General features: G+C 63.2%; 13 protein-coding genes, 1 tRNA gene and 1 riboswitch. Of the genes, 10 read left to right on the top strand and 4 right to left on the bottom strand.

What is annotated here, in order from left to right; all coding sequences use genetic code 11:
• Positions 1 to 6 precede the first annotated feature (6 nt).
• Positions 7 to 1,281 carry an MFS transporter gene (locus tag BLT42_RS06025; protein WP_091768370.1) on the bottom strand — a complete coding sequence of 425 codons (1,275 nt, stop codon included), beginning with the start codon at positions 1,279 to 1,281 and terminating at the stop codon, positions 7 to 9.
• Positions 1,282 to 1,438: 157 nt separating this feature from the next.
• Between BLT42_RS06025 and motA the strand changes: the two genes are divergently transcribed.
• The 4 genes from motA to mnmD all read left to right on the top strand — a co-directional run bounded on the left by motA (position 1,439) and on the right by mnmD (position 7,336).
• A complete protein-coding gene (motA, locus tag BLT42_RS06030) occupies positions 1,439 to 2,311 on the top strand; it encodes a flagellar motor stator protein MotA (RefSeq protein ID WP_091768373.1) in 873 nt (290 codons plus the stop codon).
• A gap of 341 nt (positions 2,312 to 2,652) precedes the next feature.
• Complete coding sequence (locus tag BLT42_RS06035) at positions 2,653 to 4,755, top strand: HAMP domain-containing methyl-accepting chemotaxis protein (protein WP_091768376.1); 2,103 nt, start codon at positions 2,653 to 2,655, stop codon at positions 4,753 to 4,755.
• A gap of 164 nt (positions 4,756 to 4,919) precedes the next feature.
• Entirely contained in the window at positions 4,920 to 5,489 is a 570-nt protein-coding gene (locus BLT42_RS06040; RefSeq protein ID WP_091768379.1) for an RBBP9/YdeN family alpha/beta hydrolase, read from the top strand.
• Entirely contained in the window at positions 5,486 to 7,336 is a 1,851-nt protein-coding gene (gene mnmD, locus BLT42_RS06045) for a tRNA (5-methylaminomethyl-2-thiouridine)(34)-methyltransferase MnmC2 (RefSeq protein ID WP_091768381.1), read from the top strand. The genes BLT42_RS06040 and mnmD overlap by 4 nt, the downstream gene beginning before the upstream one ends.
• Here the strand turns inward: mnmD and BLT42_RS06050 are convergent.
• Positions 7,333 to 7,572, bottom strand: a complete 240-nt coding sequence (locus BLT42_RS06050) for a hypothetical protein (protein ID WP_091768384.1) — start codon at positions 7,570 to 7,572, stop codon at positions 7,333 to 7,335. The genes mnmD and BLT42_RS06050 overlap by 4 nt on opposite strands.
• A gap of 141 nt (positions 7,573 to 7,713) precedes the next feature.
• On the opposite strand from BLT42_RS06050, the gene BLT42_RS06055 reads away from it, so the two are divergent.
• The 5 genes from BLT42_RS06055 (at position 7,714) to BLT42_RS06075 (ending at position 13,397) form a co-directional block, all read left to right on the top strand.
• Positions 7,714 to 8,607: a WecB/TagA/CpsF family glycosyltransferase gene (locus tag BLT42_RS06055; protein ID WP_091768387.1), complete on the top strand. Its 894-nt coding sequence runs from the start codon at positions 7,714 to 7,716 to the stop codon at positions 8,605 to 8,607.
• Between the two features lie 37 nt (positions 8,608 to 8,644).
• Positions 8,645 to 8,839: riboswitch (cobalamin riboswitch) on the top strand.
• Between the two features lie 107 nt (positions 8,840 to 8,946).
• Positions 8,947 to 10,842 carry a TonB-dependent receptor plug domain-containing protein gene (locus BLT42_RS06060; protein ID WP_091768390.1) on the top strand — a complete coding sequence of 632 codons (1,896 nt, stop codon included), beginning with the start codon at positions 8,947 to 8,949 and terminating at the stop codon, positions 10,840 to 10,842.
• A gap of 25 nt (positions 10,843 to 10,867) precedes the next feature.
• Entirely contained in the window at positions 10,868 to 11,653 is a 786-nt protein-coding gene (locus BLT42_RS06065; protein ID WP_176780275.1) for an ABC transporter substrate-binding protein, read from the top strand.
• Entirely contained in the window at positions 11,650 to 12,639 is a 990-nt protein-coding gene (locus BLT42_RS06070) for a FecCD family ABC transporter permease (protein ID WP_091768678.1), read from the top strand. The genes BLT42_RS06065 and BLT42_RS06070 overlap by 4 nt, the downstream gene beginning before the upstream one ends.
• Positions 12,639 to 13,397, top strand: a complete 759-nt coding sequence (locus BLT42_RS06075) for an ABC transporter ATP-binding protein (RefSeq protein ID WP_143024063.1) — start codon at positions 12,639 to 12,641, stop codon at positions 13,395 to 13,397. Before BLT42_RS06070 ends, BLT42_RS06075 begins: the two co-directional genes overlap by 1 nt.
• Here the strand turns inward: BLT42_RS06075 and BLT42_RS06080 are convergent.
• On the bottom strand, positions 13,394 to 14,476 hold the full coding sequence (locus BLT42_RS06080; protein ID WP_091768399.1) for an Mrp/NBP35 family ATP-binding protein: 1,083 nt from the start codon (positions 14,474 to 14,476) through the stop codon (positions 13,394 to 13,396). The genes BLT42_RS06075 and BLT42_RS06080 overlap by 4 nt on opposite strands.
• A 143-nt stretch (positions 14,477 to 14,619) precedes the next feature.
• Positions 14,620 to 14,694, bottom strand: a tRNA-Val gene (locus tag BLT42_RS06085).
• Between the two features lie 334 nt (positions 14,695 to 15,028).
• On the opposite strand from BLT42_RS06085, the gene BLT42_RS06090 reads away from it, so the two are divergent.
• Positions 15,029 to 17,953, top strand: a complete 2,925-nt coding sequence (locus BLT42_RS06090; RefSeq protein ID WP_233342349.1) for a TonB-dependent receptor plug domain-containing protein — start codon at positions 15,029 to 15,031, stop codon at positions 17,951 to 17,953.
• Positions 17,954 to 18,128: the final 175 nt, after the last annotated feature.

Raw genomic sequence — 18,128 nt, forward strand, 5'->3', positions numbered from 1 at the left:
CCTTATCTAGGGCTCGGTTTTCACCGTCACCGGCGCGGTCACACGCGCAATGCCCGGATGCCACCAGGCCAGGGCCAGGGCGGCGATGCTCAGCACAGCCGCCGCGATATAGGGGCTGTGATGGCCCAGCTGGTGATACATCATCAAGCCGCCCACCGGCCCGATAATGAAACCGAGACCGGCGGTCGCGGTGGTCAGCCCGGCGGCGCGGCCCTGTTCTTCCGGGGTGACGGCGATCGAGGCGCCGCCGACAAAGCCGGATCGCGCCAGACCGAAGGCGAAGCTCGTCATCAGATAGGCAAAGACAATGCCGGCATAATTCGGCGCGATCAGCATCACGCCGCTGCCGAGCGCGGTGATCAGTCCGCCCAGCGACATCAGCACGCGCGGGCTGGCTTTCAGGGCCGGGATGACGATCAGCTGCGCCACAATCAGCGCTCCGGCGCCGGCGGCCAGGGCGATGGCCGACATTTGCAGGCCCTGACTCTCATCCAGGCCGAGTGCATCCATGATGAAGAAGGACAGGGTCGCCAGGCTCAGCGACTGGGTAATCCAGATCACGGCGCCATACATCATGAAGGGCGCGATCCGCGGATCGGCGGCGAAACCGAATTGCCGTAGCGGGTTGAGCGGGCGTTGCTGCACGCGCGGCGGCGTCTGCTCCGGCAGGAATTTCCAAACCGCAATCGCGCTCACAGCCACCGAAGCCGAAATCATCACCATGAAGATCGGGACGCCGACAATATCGACGAAGGCGGCGGCGAGCGTCGGGCCGATCACGGCGCCGAGCCCGAAGGCGGCCGTCAGCCCGGCCAGGGCTTCGGTGCGTTCTTCCGGGCTGGTCCGGTCGGCGACATAGGCCTGGGCTGCCGGATTGGTGGCCGAGCCGAGCGAGCCGAACAGGGTGCGTGCCAGCGCCATGGCAAAGATCGCGGCCAGCGGCGGTACCCAGCCGGATTCGCCGGCCCAGGCGGCGGCGCCAAACATCAGGGTCGAGCCGGCAAAGGCCCAGAGCCCGAAAATAATCAGCGGTTTGCGGCCGCGCCGGTCGGACAGGGCGCCCCAGATCGGGGTCATCGTCATGAACAGCGTTGCCGAGACCGTATAGATTGCCCCGACCCAGTATTCCGGCACCGCCAATTGCCGCGCCAGCGGTGGCAGGATGGCGAACAGCATATTATTGCCGATCCCCGTCGCCATCAGGCAGATGAAGAGCAGGCGAAAAGCCGCCGTGCGCTGTCTCGGGCCTGACGGGTTGGTGGGGTCGTAGAGCGGGGTCATCGGGCGGCAAGCTTCAGCAGCTTTGCATGAATTGGCAAGCCACTGTTCCGTAAACCTCCCGATAACGCCTGTTCAACCGGACATTAAGCTTAACGCGTCATAGTGCTCTCAAATCGGGCGGCATCAATGTCCGGATGTGGAACGGGTGGACGTTTAAATGTTTCAGATTATCGGCATTGTGGTCGTGTTCGTGATGGTCTTTGGAGGGTTCACCCTCTCGGGCGGCCATTTCGACGTCATCCTGCACTCGCTGCCCTACGAGATGATGATGATTGGCGGCGCGGCTGCCGGGGCCTTCCTGATCGGCAACAAGCCCAAGACCGTGATGAAAACCATGGGCGATCTGGGCAAGGTTTTCACCGGCTCCAAATGGAAGGCGTCGGACTATACCGACCTGCTTTCCCTGCTCTTCCTCCTGACCAAGATGATGAAGACCAAGGGCGTGATCGCGCTTGAATCTCACATTGAAAATCCGAAAGAGAGCGCGATTTTCACGCGCTATCCGCGGATCATGAAGGATCATTTCGCCGTTGAATTCATCTGCGACACGCTGCGTATGATGACCATGAACCTGGAAGATCCGCACCAGGTTGAAGACCACATGGAAAATCAGCTGGAAAAACACCATCACGAGGCCGCGGATCCAGCCCATGCCATGCAGACCATGGCCGATGGCCTGCCTGCACTGGGTATCGTGGCCGCCGTGCTCGGCGTGATCAAGACCATGGGCGCGATCGAGAGCCCGCCGGCCGTGCTGGGTGGCTATATCGGCGGCGCGCTCGTGGGGACATTCCTCGGCGTCTTCATCGCCTATGGCTTTGTCGGCCCCTTCGCCGCCTATATGACGGCGATCTACGACGAAGAGAGCCAGTTCTACAAAATCATCCAGAGCGTCCTGGTCGCCCATCTGCACGGCAATGCGGCCCAGATTTCGGTCGAAATCGGCCGCGGCGGCATCCCGACCAAGATGCAGCCTTCCTTCCTGGAAATGGAAAAAACCCTCGACGAAATCCCCGCCGAAGTCGGCTAGGACTATCACCGAAGTGGACCGAACACAGGCGCGTGGCCCCCAAGGGCTGCGCGCCTTTGCGTTGGGGGCTGTGCGGGTCGTTTTGCGGGCGGCGCGTGCCAGCTGGCCGTCTGGCCGGGCCGGCCAGAGCCCGGCCGGGGTGAAGTAAACAAAATCCTAGCGCCGGACGCTTGCAGCCGGTCTTCCCGCCATCAGCTTCCTGGTCCTCAAGGCCCGATGCACAGATAAAAGAACCATCAAATCATTGCTTTAGCGATTGAGGCGAGGCGTCGACAATTCATTAACCATTTCAAACATAACACTTTAGGAGAATTGATATATCTCAAGAGTGGGGCCCTGCTATGAAGAACATCAAACTGTCCTATCGTCTGTCCGCAGGCTTCGCCGTCATCGGGCTGATCTTGATTCTGGCCATCAGTGGCACGCTTCTGGGTGTGGGCGTGATCAAGACGACGAATGACCGGATTGTTGAACTTCGCACCCCGACGTCACAGGCAAGCCTCGCCCTGACGGGCAATATCAGCGCCTCTCTGGCTTCGCTCAGAGGCTGGATGTTGACCGGGGATGAAACCTACCGGACCCAGAGGGCGGCCATCTGGGGCGAGATTGCCCAACAACGGGCCACCATGGACCGGTTGTCACAAAGCTGGACTGATGCGGACAATATTGCGCAATGGGACGAGTTCAAATCCATCCTCGCTGAATTTTCCGCGGCCCAGAACGAGGTCGAGACCATCGCCAATACCGACGCCCAGTTTCCAGCGACAGTCATCCTGGTTCAGGATGCGGCGCCGCGGGCATCGCGCATGATCGCAGCCATTACGGAAATGATCGATCTGGAATTGCGCAATCCATCTGGCGATAATGAGCGCAAGCAATTGCTTGGCGCATTGGCGGATGTAAGGGGCAGTCTCGCCCTGAGTCTGGCGAATATCCGGGCCTATTTGTTGAGCGGTGACCCCGCCTTCGAACAGGAGTTTGCCGTGCAATGGACCACGAATGGTCGACGCCTTGCTGACTTGAATGCCGCAAGACATCTCCTCTCGTCCGCGCAAGCCCGGCAATACGAGATTCTGGTCTCCCAGCGCGCCGGATTCGAGGCTTTGCCCGAGCAAATGTTCGAGATCAGGGGGTCTGAGGCTTGGGACATGGCCAGTTTCACCCTGCAGCAGGAAGCTGCGCCGCGGGCCAATCAATTGATGACCCTGCTTGCCGGTTCGCTTCAGGGGGACGGCAGCAGATCCGGCGGAATGGCCAACAGCCAGGCCGATCTGCTCCATGCCGACGCCGCCCATGCGACGCGCCAGGTCAATCAACTCGTGCGGGTGCAGTGGGTGTTGCTCTTGGCCGGTGTCGCTCTGGCCGGGGGGATTGCCTTCCTGACGATGCAGTCCATCGTTCCGCCGATTACGCGCATGACCTCGGTCATGGGGCAATTGGCCGGCGGCGACCTCGAGGTTGCCATTCCGAATCTGAACCAGAAAGATGAAATCGGAATGATGGCCCAGGCCGTCGAGGTCTTCAAACGCAACGGGATAGAGAAAGTCGAGCTGGAGGCTCAACAAAGGGCGGCAGAAGCGAATGCCGCCAAAATCCAGCGCGAGCAGCGGCTGGAGCTGGCCGAGCGTTTCGAAAGTGCTGTGGGTTCGATTGTGCTCTCCATTTCGGGTGCGGCGACCGAGCTGTCACAGGCCGCTGAATCCCTGTCGGTGACATCGGAGCAGACGCGTGGCCAGGCTGAGGCTGTCGCCGCAGCGGCCGAGGAAGCGACGGCCAATGTTGCCACCGTTGCGACGGCGTCGGAAGAAATGTCGGCCTCGGTCCAGGAGATTGGTCGCCAGGCCGCATCAACCTCTTCGAAGGCCAAGGCGGCAGAGGGGCAGGCGGGTGATACGGTGGGGAATGTCAATGCCCTGTTCGAAGCCGCGCAAAGAATCGGTGATGTCGTATCCCTGATCCAGGATATTGCCGAACAGACGAATTTGCTGGCGCTGAACGCAACGATCGAGGCGGCGCGGGCCGGCGAGGCCGGGAAGGGTTTTGCCGTCGTCGCAACCGAGGTCAAGGCGCTTGCAGAACAGACTGCCCGGGCAACCACCGATATTTCCGACCAGGTCACGGAAATCCAGAAGGCCACCAACACATCCGTCGATGCCATTACATCGATCTCGGCAACCATTTCGGAGCTGAGCCAGATTTCGACGTCGATCGCCGGAGCTGTCGAGGAGCAGGCGACTGTCACCCAGGAGATTTCCACCAGCACCCAGGAGGCCGCGGTCCGGACCCAGGACGTCTCAAGCAATATTGGGATGGTGCAACAGGCCGCGACAACTTCAAGCGCGTCGGCCAGTCAGGTATTCTCGTCGGCCCGTGAGCTCTCACAGCAATCGGAAGCCCTCCGCCGCGAAGTTGATAACTTCCTGCACGGGATCCGCGCGGCCTAGTTCCCGATCCGGGCCGGTGCCTCGCTACCATGCCGGGCGAGGGGCCAGGCAAGCTGGTCCCGTCCCTGATTCCACCGACCTCATCGAGGGCCGTCATATCCGGGCGCTGCGGGCATTGCATCCGGGGCTGGCCAATCCGAGATCCCAGGCGCTAGAACAAGGCCATGAAAATCCGCGATACCGATCTGCTTGTCCTGCCCGGTCTGGGCAATGCTGCTGATGATGACTGGCAGGGGCGCTGGCTGGCGCGCATGCCCACCGCCCGCCGGGTCGAACAACACGACTGGCACAAGCCGCAGCGCGAGGCCTGGGTCGATGCCCTGGTCGAGGCCGTTGCCGAAGCGACGAAGCCCGTCGTCCTGATCGCCCATTCGGTCGGCATCCTCACCATCGCCCACGCGTCACCCCTGCTCGACAAGAGCAAGATCGCGGGCGCGTTCCTGGTGGGTGTTTCCGATTGGGAACGGCCGGAAATGGCGGAGAAATTCGGCGATCATGGTTTTGACCCGGTGCCGCATGAGCCGTTCGGCTTTCCGGCCCTGCTGCTGGCCAGCTCCAATGATCCGACCTGCGATGTCGAACGCGCCGAAGTCTGGGCCCGGGCCTGGGGTGCGCGCTTTGTGGTCGCCGGTGAGATGGGGCATTTCAATGCCGCCAGCGGTCATGGTCCCTGGCCGGAGGGCCTGATGACCTTCGCCCAATTCATCGCGACCCTGACACCGCCATCCCCATGAGCGCGGACGGGCTGTATTGCCAGCCGCCGCAGCTGGACTGGTCGCAGGCGTCCGGTCCGCGCGCGCCGGATTATGGCGATATCTATTTTTCCGCCGAAGACGGGCTGGAGGAGAGCCGGGCGGTTTTCCTCAAGGGTTGTGATCTGCCGCAGGACTGGCAGGGCAAGACGCAATATGTCGTTGGCGAGCTGGGCTTTGGCACCGGGCTCAACGCGCTGGCGCTGTGGGATTTATGGCGCCGCGAGGGGCCGGCCAAAGGCTGGCTCCACTTCGTCAGCATCGAGAAACACCCGCTGCGCCGCGAGGATGCCGCGCGCGCCTTCGCCGCCTGGCCGTCGCTGGCCGGGCTGAGCGCGCAATTGCTGGCGCAATGGCCCTCGGCCCTGAAAGGCGCCCATCGGCTGATCTTCCCCGACGACCGTTTCACCATCACCCTGTTCCAGGACGAGGCCGAACTGGCGCTGGCCCAGATCGAAGCCCGGGTCGATGCCTGGTTCCTCGACGGGTTTGCGCCGGCCCGCAATGAGGCGATGTGGTCGCAGGCCGTGTTTGACCGGATGGGCCGGCTGTCACGTGCCGGCAGCCGGGTCGCGACCTTCACCGTTGCCGGTGCGGTGCGGCGCGGGCTGCAACAGGCGGGGTTCTCGGTCGCCAAGCGTCCCGGTTTCGGGCGCAAGCGCGAACGTCTTGAAGCGATCTATGCCGGAGCGGCCACGCCGCCGGATATCTCGCCGGTCGAGCGAACCCGGCCTTGCAGTGGCCGCGTTGCGATTATCGGGGCCGGTATTGCCGGGGCCAGCCTGGCGCTGGCCTTCCGCCGCCGGGGCCGCGAGGTTGTGGTGGTCGATGCCATCGGGGCCGCCGGCGGGGCCTCGGGCGCCCCGGTCGGTCTGTTGACACCGCGGCTGGAACGCACCGACCGCCCGCATGTCCGCGCCACACTGGCAGCCTTTGAATTCGCACGGCTTACCTATGCCGGGCTCGACGGCTTCTATCCCGAGGGCGTCTTGCGTCTGCCGCGCGATGCGGAGGACCGCGACCGCCTCGCCCTGATCGCCAGCCGAATGGATGCCGAACATATCTGGGATGGCGAGGGCTTGTGGCAGCCCCGGGCCGCCCGGTTCGAGCCGCGCCGCCTTGTGCAAGGCTTGCTCGCCGATACGCCGGTCGTGATCGCGCAAATCGCCCGGGTCGAGGAAAGCGAAACCAGCGTGCGCCTGTTGGATGATGGCGGCCATGTGGTGCTCGAGGCCGATCTCGTCATCCATGCCAGCGGCTGGGGCGCCCATACCGTGTTTGACGCGCTCGACGCCAATTCCGGCCAGCTCGCCGTGCTCGCCGGAACGGCGCCGCAGCGCGCCGTGGTCTGGGGTGGTTATGCCTGCGCTGCACCCGGTGGCGGGGTGATGTTGGGGACCACACATGTGCGCGGTGAGGATGCCGGCCTTGTCGAGGACGCGATCGAGGGATTACGTGCCGATCTCGCCATTCACCGGCCGGAGATCGCCGCCGGGCTCGGCGCGGACGTGTTGCAGACCTGGTCCGGTGTGCGGGCCGTGACCAGCGATCAGTTACCGGTAAGTGGCCCATTGGCCGGCAGCGAGTTTACGGCAAGGTGGCGGCAATATTCCACGGGGCGTATGCCACGCATCAAACCGGGGCCGCCCGGACCGTGCCGGCAATTCATCCTGTCCGGTTTCGGCTCGCGCGGCTTTGCCCACGCCCCGCTTCTGGCCGAAGCCCTGGCCAGTGATCTCAGCGGCGAGCCCGGCGCTTTCGAGCGCGCCGGCCGCGAGTGCCTGCAATCGACCCGTTTTGCCTGGCGCCGGCTAAAGCGCAGTCATTAAAGGCCGATTCTCAACGTCTCCTGCCCGTTGGCGCCATAGCGAAGCTCGATGATCGGGCATTCTGTGCTCAGGCAGGCAATGTCGAGATCAAGATCCAGCGCGTTTTCCCGGTCATAGGTCACCGCAATCGGCCCCACCGCCAGGGCGACAGGAATACCAGCAGCGGCCGGCACAGCCACCGGCGCGCTCGCCAGCGCCGCCAGCGCCAGGCTGATCAGGAATGGTTTGACGATCATCTCATTTATCCCGCGTTTACCCTCTGGATAAGGATGCCGCCGGGATGCGGTTTGGATGCAGGGTGATGTGATTTTCCGGCCCGGGATTTGCAGAATGCATCGCAATAACTTCGCTTGTGACGCGAAACGGGACGAAAAACGATGAATCAACTTGCTGACACCGCGCAATTCCAGGACCGCCGTTCCGGATCGCGTCATATCTGGTTTCTCAATTCGGCGTTTGACAAGATCGATCTCGACGTTGCGCTGACACGGATCAGTGACCGTGATGCCAGCAAGCCTTTCGCCTTCGTCGTCACACCGAATGTTGATCATCTGGTGCGGCTTGAGACGGATACTGTGCTGGCGACCCTGTATGCCCAGGCCTGGCTGACCGTGTGCGATAGCCGCGTGCTCGAGCTGATCGGCCGCTTTTCCGGCGAGAAGATCGATGTCACGCCGGGCTCCGACCTGACCGCACGCCTGTTCGAGACGGTGATCGATCCGGATGAAACTGTTACGGTTATTGGCGCGTCCGGCGATGTGATCGACGCCGTCACGGCGCGTTACGGCCTGACCGATGTGCGCTGGCATGAACCCCCCATGGGGCTGCGCCATAATCGCGAGGCGCTGGAAGAATGCGCCCGCTTCGTCGCCGAGAATCCGGCCCGCTTCATTTTCATGTGCGTCGGTTCGCCGCAACAGGAACTGGTCGCCGAAGCCTGTCTTGATCGGGGTGACTGCACCGGTCTGGGTCTGTGCGTCGGGGCATCGCTTGATTTCCTCGGCGGCAAGACCGAACGCGCACCGGCCTGGATGCAACGCTCGCGGCTGGAATGGCTGCACAGGCTGGCCTCCGAGCCTCGCCGCATGTGGCGCCGATATCTGGTCGACGGGCCGAAAGTCTTCCTGCTCTGGCGGCGCTGGCGCAAGGCGCAGCGCGAATTGCTGGCCCTGGAGCGTTCGCTCTCCGACCCGCAAAAACTCCGCGAGCGCGCCCTGCACCAGAGGATTCGCGCCCTGGAAGGCCTGCTGCAGGCGCCGAACGCCGATTAGCGCCGCTGGCAGGATTGTCTTCTGTCCGGCATCCGCATAGTTTCCCCCGCGTGATGGTTCCCTCACGGGATTAATCGAGAAGCCGGTACGGTGGTAACACCCAGTCCGGCGCTGTACCCGCAGCCGTAGGCGGTGAGCGGCGATGCAAAATGCCACTGGGGTGAAATCCGGGAAGGCGCATCGTTCGTGACGACCCGCAAGCCGGAAGACCTGCCATCACCGTCGTCTGTCCGCTCGTGCGGTGTTACACGAGACTGACGCGGTCTATCCGTTTTCTGACGACTCCTGCCACTCGTGCCGGCGTCGTCACGCGCCGGCTCCAAAGCTTTGGAGACGTGCATGCCCGTAACTTTCCACTCCCGACTACTCTGTGCCACCGCCTTGCTGGCCGTCCCGGCCACCGCCCTGGCGCAGGAGACCCGTGCGGAGGAGACGATCTACGTCACCGCCGCGCGCACCCCGCTCGCATCCGAGGATGCGACGGCGAGCATTTCCGTGCTCGATACCACCATGATCGAGGCCCGCAGCGGGGTTTTCATCGCCGATATCCTGCGCGCTATCCCCGGCCTGGCCGTATCGCGTTCCGGTACCGCCGGCGCCCTGACCCAGATCCGCGCCCGCGGATCGGAGGCCAATCATGTTCTGGTCCTGATCGACGGTATCGAGGCGGCGAGCCCGTTCACCGGCGAAGCCGATTTTGCGCACTATGCCTTTGACTACCTGGCCTCGATCGAGGTCGCCCGCGGTGAGCAATCCGCCCTATGGGGTGCGGACGCGATTGGCGGCGTGATTTCCTTGCGTTCGGCCCTGCCTGAACAGGGGCGCGAAGCCGCGCTGCGGCTGGAGGCCGGCTCCTTCGGTACGACCCGTCTCAGCGCCCGCCTCGGCAAGGCGCTTGAGCGGGGTTATCTCGCTGCGGGTGTTGGCGTATTCGAGACTGACGGCATTGATGTCTCCGGCCTTGGCGGCGAGCGTGATGGCTATTCCAATCGCTCGGCCAATCTCCAGGCCGGGCATGAATTGGGTGATGGTCTCAGGGTCGAGGCGGCCCTGCGCTGGGTCGGCTATGACACTGCCTCCGATTCCGACACGGATTATGACGGACGCCTCGATAATACCGGTGACAGTCGCCGCGGCGACCAGGTCCTGGCCCGCGCCGCGCTGTCGCTCGACCATGAGGTGGGCGAGCTTGCCCTGGCACATGAATTCGCGATGCAGTTCACCGATGATGTCTCGCGCAGTTTCGACGGTGCCAGCCGCACGGCCCTGTCGCAGGGGCAGCGAAGCCAGACACATTACCAGCTGACCGGCCGCTGGTCCGCGGGCGCAATCGAACACCGCCTGACCGGTCTGGTCGAGTATGAGCAGGACGAAACCAGCAATGATGCCGGTCCCGGCTCGCTCGCCAACCAGCGGCAGAATTTGTCGAGCGCTGCCTTCGCCTTTGATTACGGGCTGGGCCGAGGGCCGCTCGATTTGACGGCGTCGGCCAGGCATGAAAGCAATCAGCGTTTCGAGGATGCGCTGACCTGGCGCGCCGGTCTGGCCTGGTCGTTTGACAGCCTTGACGGTCGCCTGCGGCTGAGTGGCGGCGAGGGCGTCAAGAATCCGGGCGTTTTTGAATTGTTTGGCTATTTCCCGGCCTATTTCATTGGCAATCCGGACTTGAAGCCGGAGCGTTCGCGCGGTTGGGAGCTGGGCTGGGAGCAGGTATTTGCCGGCGGGCGCGGTCATGCCTCGGCGGTCTGGTTCCGGTCCGAGCTGACCGATGAAATCTATACGGATTTCGGGGTCTTCCCGGCCACGGCGAGGAATGCCTCCAGCCAGTCCGACCGATCCGGTCTGGAGTTTGAGGCGGGTTGGGACGTGACCGACAGGTTCGCGGTGTTCGGCTCGGCGACCTTGATGGACAGCGAGCAGGACGGAGCGGCCGAGATCCGACGCCCCGAACGCCTCGCTTCACTGACGCTCGACTGGCACCCGGACGCCAGCTGGTCGGCTTCGATGACGTTCGACCACACGGGTGAACAGCTCGATACCGATTTCGGCACATTCCAGGATGTGACGCTGGACGCCTATACGCTGGTCGGCGGCCAGTTGCGCTGGCAGGCCCGTGAGGGTGTCGAACTCTATCTGCGCGGGCAAAACCTGCTTGATGAGGACTATCAGGATGTCTTTGGCTATCACACGCCCGGCCGTGCTTTGTATCTCGGCCTGCGTCTTCGCCATGGCTAGTGCCTCATGGGCACCGGCGCAGGAAATGACCCCGCCGCAAGGCGGGGTCGTGTCCGCTTCCTTGTGTGCTGACGCCTATGTGCTGGCGCTTGAGCCGGTCGCGGGGATCCAGGCCCTGTCCTGGCAGGTCGATCAGCCGATTTCGGCGGCGCCGGAATGGGCGCGGCAACTGCCCCGCGCCTGGCCGGACGCCGAGCGGCTGTTCGCCCTCGATCCGGCCCTTGTCGTTTTTGGGGCAGGTGAGGGCGGGCGTGCGAGCGCCATGCTGGAGCGCAGCGGCTATCAAGGCTTCGAGCTGGAATGGGCCGAGGATTTCGATGGCGTCCGCGTCAATCTTCTGGCTTTGGGGGCGGCGCTGGGCCGTGAGCTTGAGGCGGCCGCCGCCGTCGAGGCGCTCGATGAGCGCCTGGCGGAGTTGCGGCAACGCAGCGCCCGGCGCGGTGCAGTGCCCGGCGTGGCCTATCTCAGCGCTTCGGGGGGATCGGCCGGTGCAGGTACCTATGTCGATGCCGCCATCACAGCGGCCGGCGGCCGCAATACTGTGGCTGAGAGCGGAGTTGCCGGCTGGGGGCGTTCCGATCCGGAGCTGGCGTTGACACTGGAGGCAGATATCATCCTGACCAGTTATTTCACCGACGGTTTCGCCGGTACGCTGAGCCGGGCGACACGCCACGCCGCCTATCGCCGCCTGCTCGGCAGTGCCGGGCGCGTTGATATTGCCAGCGCCGACTGGCCCTGCGCCGGTCCGCGCCTGATCGACGCCGCCGAGGCGATTGCCGATGCGCTGGACGAATGGGCGCAGCGCTCATGAAGACCCTGTCCCTCAACCTGTTGCTCGCCGCAGGCCTTCTCGCCAGCCTTGCCGCGTCGCTGTTTCTCGGCGATGCGCGCCTGAGCCTGGCCAGTCTGGGCGATGCGCTGGCCGGAGGCGAAGATTTGCCGGCCCTGCTGATGCGTGAATTGCGTCTGCCACGCGCCTTGTTGGGCCTCGTCGTTGGCGCCGGGCTGGGCGGTGCCGGTGCCGTCTTGCAGGGGTTTTTCCGAAATCCGCTCGCCGATCCCGGTGTGATCGGGGTCTCGGCCAGTGCCGGGCTGGGTGCGGTGGCGGCGATGTATTTTGGCGTAACGGCGCTGGGCGTGCTGATCCTGCCCCTGGCGGCAGTTGCCGCAGCCGGGCTTGGCGTGTCGCTCCTTCTCTTCTTGGCAGGGCCGCGCGCGAGTGCGACCACACTCATCCTCGCCGGTGTCGCGACCGGTTCCATTGCCACCGCGCTGACGGCTCTATTGATGAATCTCGCGCCCAACCCCTGGGCCCTCGCCGAGATCGCCTATTGGCTGATGGGGTCACTTCAGGATGCCAGCTGGACCGAACTGCGCTTCGCCACGCCGATCGTGCTGGCGGGTCTGGGCCTGCTGGCGCTGACGCCGCGGGCGCTGGATGCGTTGAGCCTGGGTGAGGAAAGCGCACGCAGCCTCGGCGTGGATCTGCGGCGTCTGCGCCTGATCGTGGTCGGCGGTACCGCCCTCGCAGTGGGCGGCGGCGTGGCCGTGGCCGGCGCGATCGGCTTTGTCGGGCTGGTGGTGCCACATTTACTGCGGCCGCTGGTCGGACATCGTCCGGGCGCTTTGATCCTGCCTTCCATGCTGGGCGGTGCGATATTGATCGAGCTCGCGGATCTGGCGACGCGATTGGTTTCCGGGCCGGGCATGCCGCTCTATCTCGGTGTTCTGACGGCCCTCATCGGCGCACCCTTCTTCCTGTGGCTGGTGCGGTCCTTGCCGGGGAGGGCGGTCTGATGCGTCTGCAATTGTCTTCCGTCGGATTTGGCTATCGCGGCCGGACAGCTGTCCGGGCGGTTGGATTTAAAGCCTCAGGTGGTGAGATCATCGCGCTGGTGGGGCCGAACGGCGCCGGCAAGTCGAGCCTGCTCAGGCTGTGCGCCGGGCTGCTTGATCCGGCCCGGGGCCAGATCGTGCTCGACGGTTTCGACTTGCGGGAGCTGGCACCCGGTCAGCGGGCCCGGCGGATTGCCTATATGCCGCCGGACGGATCCTCGGCCTGGCCAATGCCGGTGCGCCGGATTGTGGCGCTGGGGCGGGTACCCCATCTCAAACCTTTGCGGCGTCTGACCGCCGAGGATGAGGCGGCGATTGATACGGCGCTGGACAGGGCCGGGATCGCCGGTCTCGCCGAACGGCCCTTCGACCAGCTCTCTTCGGGCGAGCGTGCCCGGGTGCTGCTGGCCCGGGCCCTCGCAACCCAGGCCGATCTCATCCTGCTGGACGAGCCGACTGCGGCGCTCGATCCGCGCCATCAGCTCGCAGTGATGGATATCCTGCGCGCCGAGGCGAATCGCGGCGCCCTGGTGATTGTCGCGGCGCATGCGCTCGACCTCGTCGCGCGCTATGCCGACCGCGCCCTGCTGATGCAGGAGGGGCGCATCATGGCTGATGCGCCGCCGGCCCAGAGCCTGTCCGAGGCGCACATCGCCGAAGTGTTCGGCGTCGTCGCGCCGGGCGGGATCACGCCGACTCCGCTACGCCTGACGGACTAGCCGAAAATAATTTCCGGCGCCGGCTTGGAGGCCAGTTCGGCTGCTTCCAGCGCCGCCTTTGCGGCCTTCAGGAAGGCGCGGGCGACCGGGCTGTCGCCGAGCGCCGCCGGGGTGCCTTCATCGGATGAGGTGCGCAATTGCGGGTGAAGCGGGATCTCGCCGAGGAAGGCGACGCCGAGCCGTTCGGCCTCATCCTTCGCGCCGCCATGGCCGAAAATATCGCTATTCCCGCCGCAATGCGGGCAGATGAAGCTGCTCATATTCTCGACAATGCCGAGAATGGGGATGTGGGTCTGTTCGAACATGCCGATCGCCTTGCGGGCATCGTCGAGCGCGAGGTCCTGCGGTGTCGAGACGATGACGGCGCCATCGACCGGCAAATCCTGGGCGATCGCCAATTGCGCGTCGCCCGTGCCCGGCGGCATGTCGAGGATCAGGACGTCGAGATCGCCCCAATCGGTATCGGTCATGAATTGACGGATTGCGCCCTGCACCATCGGGCCGCGCCAGACGACGGGTGCGCCCGGTTTGATGACAAAGCCGATCGAGACCAGTTTGACGCCATGGGCGGTGATGGGTTGTACGCCCGCATCGGTCTTGCGCAGGCCGGGCGCATCGGTGATGCCGAACAGACGCGGTGCGGAAGGCCCGTAAATATCGGCATCGAGCAGGCCGACCTTCATGCCGTCGCGCGCCAGGGCGACTGCAAGATTGGCGGCGACCGTCGATTTGCCGACTCCGCCCTTGCCGGAGGCGACGGCGATAATGCGCCGGGCCGGCTTATGCACCGCCTTGGCGGCGGGCCTGGGCGGCTGGGCATGGGCCTGCTTTTGGGGTTGTTCGCGGTGGGCCGTCATGATGACACGGGCGCGGTTGATGCCCTTGATCGCCGTGACCGCGGTTTCAATCAGCGGGCGCAGGGTTTCGAAATCGGCATTGCCGGCCACGGGCGGTGTCAGGACGATGGTCGCTGTGTCGCCGGCGACGCTGGCGGAATCAACCCGGTGGGCATCGACAATATTGCGTCCGGACTGGCGTTCGGTGACGTTGGTCAGGGCTTTGCGCAGGCGTTCGTCCATCAGGTCCTCCACGATTTGACGCAGAGATAGGCCTTTGTTGTCCGGGCCGAAAGCCTGATCGCTGATGTTGGTCTGATTGCGGGGACGTGTATGCCGCACTTCCCGCTTTGCCTGGGCCCGGGGCCGCGCTGGCGGGAAGTGGATGGTGGGCGATACTGGGATTGAACCAGTGACCCCTTCGATGTCAACGAAGTGCTCTCCCGCTGAGCTAATCGCCCATCCGTGCAAGGAGCCGAGTGTCTAGCGTTCGAAGACTGGCGAGGCAAGACGGAAATGTCGGTCTATTTCAGCTGCTCCGCAGTTGGTCGCGTCAGGAGGGCGTCTTGCAGGCCTCAAGGCCATATGTCGCAACGGATTGCAGGTTTGACGCGCGCGCTGAGAATATGGCTTTTTTACAACAAGCGGCGACGAAAGCCGTTGTTGCCGCAACAACCGCTTGTCGATGATGTCATCATCTCCTCATATGCGACGATCGGTTAGGGTAGCCTGGCCAGGCGCGAAAGCTGAAAATGGCTCGTGCCAAGCACCACGAAGACACAAAGGGGTATGATCGTGAGCAATATCTGGGATCGCGAACGCTTGTTGCGTTCGACAATTATCGCCGGTCTGGCTGCAGCGGGCCTGGCAATTTCGCCAAGCTATGCACAGTCGGAAAATGACGAAGACGAATCCAGCAGCGACCAGGAAGTCGTTGTCGTTACGGGTTCGCTTATCCGTCGTAGCGAATTTACATCTGCCGCGCCAATCCAGGTGATCAACGCCGAAATCGCCACGCTCGAAGGTCTGGTCGATACGGCCGAGATGCTTCAGGGTGCCAGCGTTGCATCCGGTTCGGTTCAGCTGAACAACCAGTTCGGCGGCTATGTCGTCGAAGGCGGCACCGGCGTGAACTCGATTTCGCTGCGTGGCCTTGGTGCCCAGCGTTCGCTGGTTCTGGTCAACGGTCATCGCCCTGGTCCTGCCGGTACCCGCGGTCAGGTCGGCTCGTTCGACCTCAACGTGATTCCGTCCTCGATCGTTCAGCGTTTTGAAATCCTGAAGGATGGCGCGTCCTCCATCTATGGTTCCGACGCCGTTGCCGGCGTGATCAATGTGATCACCCGTCGCGAAGTTGACCGTCCTGAAATCACCGTTTCGGTGAACTCCCCGCTCGGCGGTGGTGGTGAAACCTACAATGTCAGCGGTGCGTTCGGTCTGAACTTCGACCGTGGCAGCGTTGTTCTCGCCGCTGAATACCAGCTCCGCGAGTCGCTCGATATCGGCGATCGTGAATATCTGCGTTGTGGTCAGGATCTGGTTCGTGACGCACCTGGTGGCAACATCATCGACCGCGAAGATCGCTCGGTCCTTGCTGGCACCGAATTGGGTGGATGTAACAACATCTACTTCAACACGGCCATCGTCCACGGCGCCTTTGGTGGCGCTCGCTACGTCCCCGATCCGCAAGGTGTCGGTACGGCGGCAGTGCCTGGCTATCGTCCACGCAACAACGGTCGTTACGATGATCCAGCTGGCGAAGCCTATTATGAAGACGTCCTCAACGACGCTCGCTATCTGACCAGCGATGCGATCAACCGTCAGGAACGTCTGAGCCTTTACGGTTCTGCCGATTTCGCGCTTGATTTCCTGGGTGGCGTTGACTGGTCTTCCGAGGCCATGTTCACCCGTCGTGAAACCGAGTCCGATGGCTGGCGTCAGTTCTTCCCGCTCATCGGCGGCGCGACTGTCCAGGGCCTGTTCGGTGTCTATGGCTATGCCAATGACCCTGCCTACGACACACCACTGGCCCTGTTCCAGCCGGTCAGCATCTGGCCTTCGAACTCCCGTATTGGCGTCGACTACTACTCGTTGAACACGCAGTTCGCGGGCGGCTTCGGCAGCGGCATGGGTTTCCTGAGCGATTGGTCCTGGAGCGTTTCGGGTCAGTATTCCCGTTCGGACGGCGACTATGAAGGCAATGGCATCCTGGCATCGAATTCCGGCGACGTTCAGTTCGACGACAATTCGCCTGTCTATGATCCACTGTCGGCTGACTTCCTCAGCGGCAACTATAGCGACGCTGTCTACGATCACCTGACCGTGAACACGCTGGGTAACACTGTTTACGAACAAACCGTGTTGTCCGCAGTCGCAACTGGCGATCTGTTTGACCTGCCTGCCGGTCCTCTCGCATTGGCCGTTGGTGCCGAATACCGCACCTTCTCCATCGATGATCAGCCGGATGAAGCAGCCCAGAACGGCGACCTGTGGGGCTCCTCGAGCGCTCAGATCACCAAGGGTGAAGACACTGTCCGTGAAATCTTCGGCGAACTCGAAATCCCGTTGATCTCTGGCCAGCCTCTGTTTGAATCCCTGACCGTCAACCTGTCCGCCCGGATGTTCGATTATGACTCCGCCGGCAGCGACACGGTCTGGAAAGCTGGTGCCAACTGGCAGATCACGCCGACCTTCCGTCTGCGTGCCACGCAGGGCACTTCGTACCGCGCTCCGGCACTGTATGAGCTCTTCCTCGGCAATCAGACAGCGTTCCAGTCGCAGGCTGCTATTGACCCCTGCATCGACTGGGGCAACAGCACCAATGCCAACATCCGCGCCAACTGTGCGGCTGACGGCATCCCGAACAACCACACCGGTGTTGGTTCTTCGGCGACTGTGATCAGCGGCGGCGGTGCCGGTGTCCTGGCACCAGAAACCTCCGAAGCTCGTACTGTCGGTTTCGTCTATACGCCTGAGAGCCTCGCCCTCAGCGTTGCGGTTGATTACTTCAACATCGAAGTGAACGACCAGGTCTCCCGTCTGGGTGCCGGCGCGATCTTGGGCGGCTGCTACGGCGCCGACAACTTCCCGAACGCGTTCTGCGATCTGTTCGAGCGTGATACGACAGCGGGCGCGGTCAATCGTTACACGATTACCGAAGTCCGTGACTCGTTCCTCAACGTGAACTCCCAGGTCACTTCGGGTATCGATCTGACCGTGCGCTACGAGCATGAGTTCGACATTGGCGATCTCGTGATCGAAGGTCAGGGTACCTGGACGTTTGAAGACGAAGTTCTCCTGTTCGATGCCAACAGCGAATCCGGCTTCGATAGCGATGACTTCAACGGCACGATTGGCGATCCTGAATTCGTCGCCAACATGCGGACTTCCCTGACACGCGGCGATTGGACCTATTCCTGGTTCATGAACTACGTCGATGGCACGTCTAACCTGCAGTACGCTGATCGTACGGCCTCTTATCTCGGCCAGCCGAACGCCTTCTACGACGTCAATATCGAAGGTACGCTGTACCATGATGTCTCGGTCCGTTGGGTGGGCAGCGATCTGTCGATCCTCGCCGGCCTGAGCAACATGTGGGACGAAGAGCCGCCAACGGTTTCTACCGGCACAACGACCCGTCGTGGTAATGCTGCTCTGACCGGAACACAGTATGACCTGCGCGGTCGCACTCTGTTCGTGCGTGCAACCAAAACCTTCTAAGGTTTTGAAAAACGAGTGATGATCAGGGGCGACGGGAGACCGCCGCCCCTTTTCTTCATCCGAACGAAGAAATCTGCATTCTTGTTGCAGATTTGCGGGACGACACGACTCGCTGGGAGTCTGCTTCCAGTTGGATTATCGTTGTCCGGCCACAGACCACACCGCGCTGATTGGA

The organism is Maricaulis salignorans (genome assembly GCF_900103475.1).
Taxonomy (GTDB): domain Bacteria; phylum Pseudomonadota; class Alphaproteobacteria; order Caulobacterales; family Maricaulaceae; genus Maricaulis; species Maricaulis salignorans.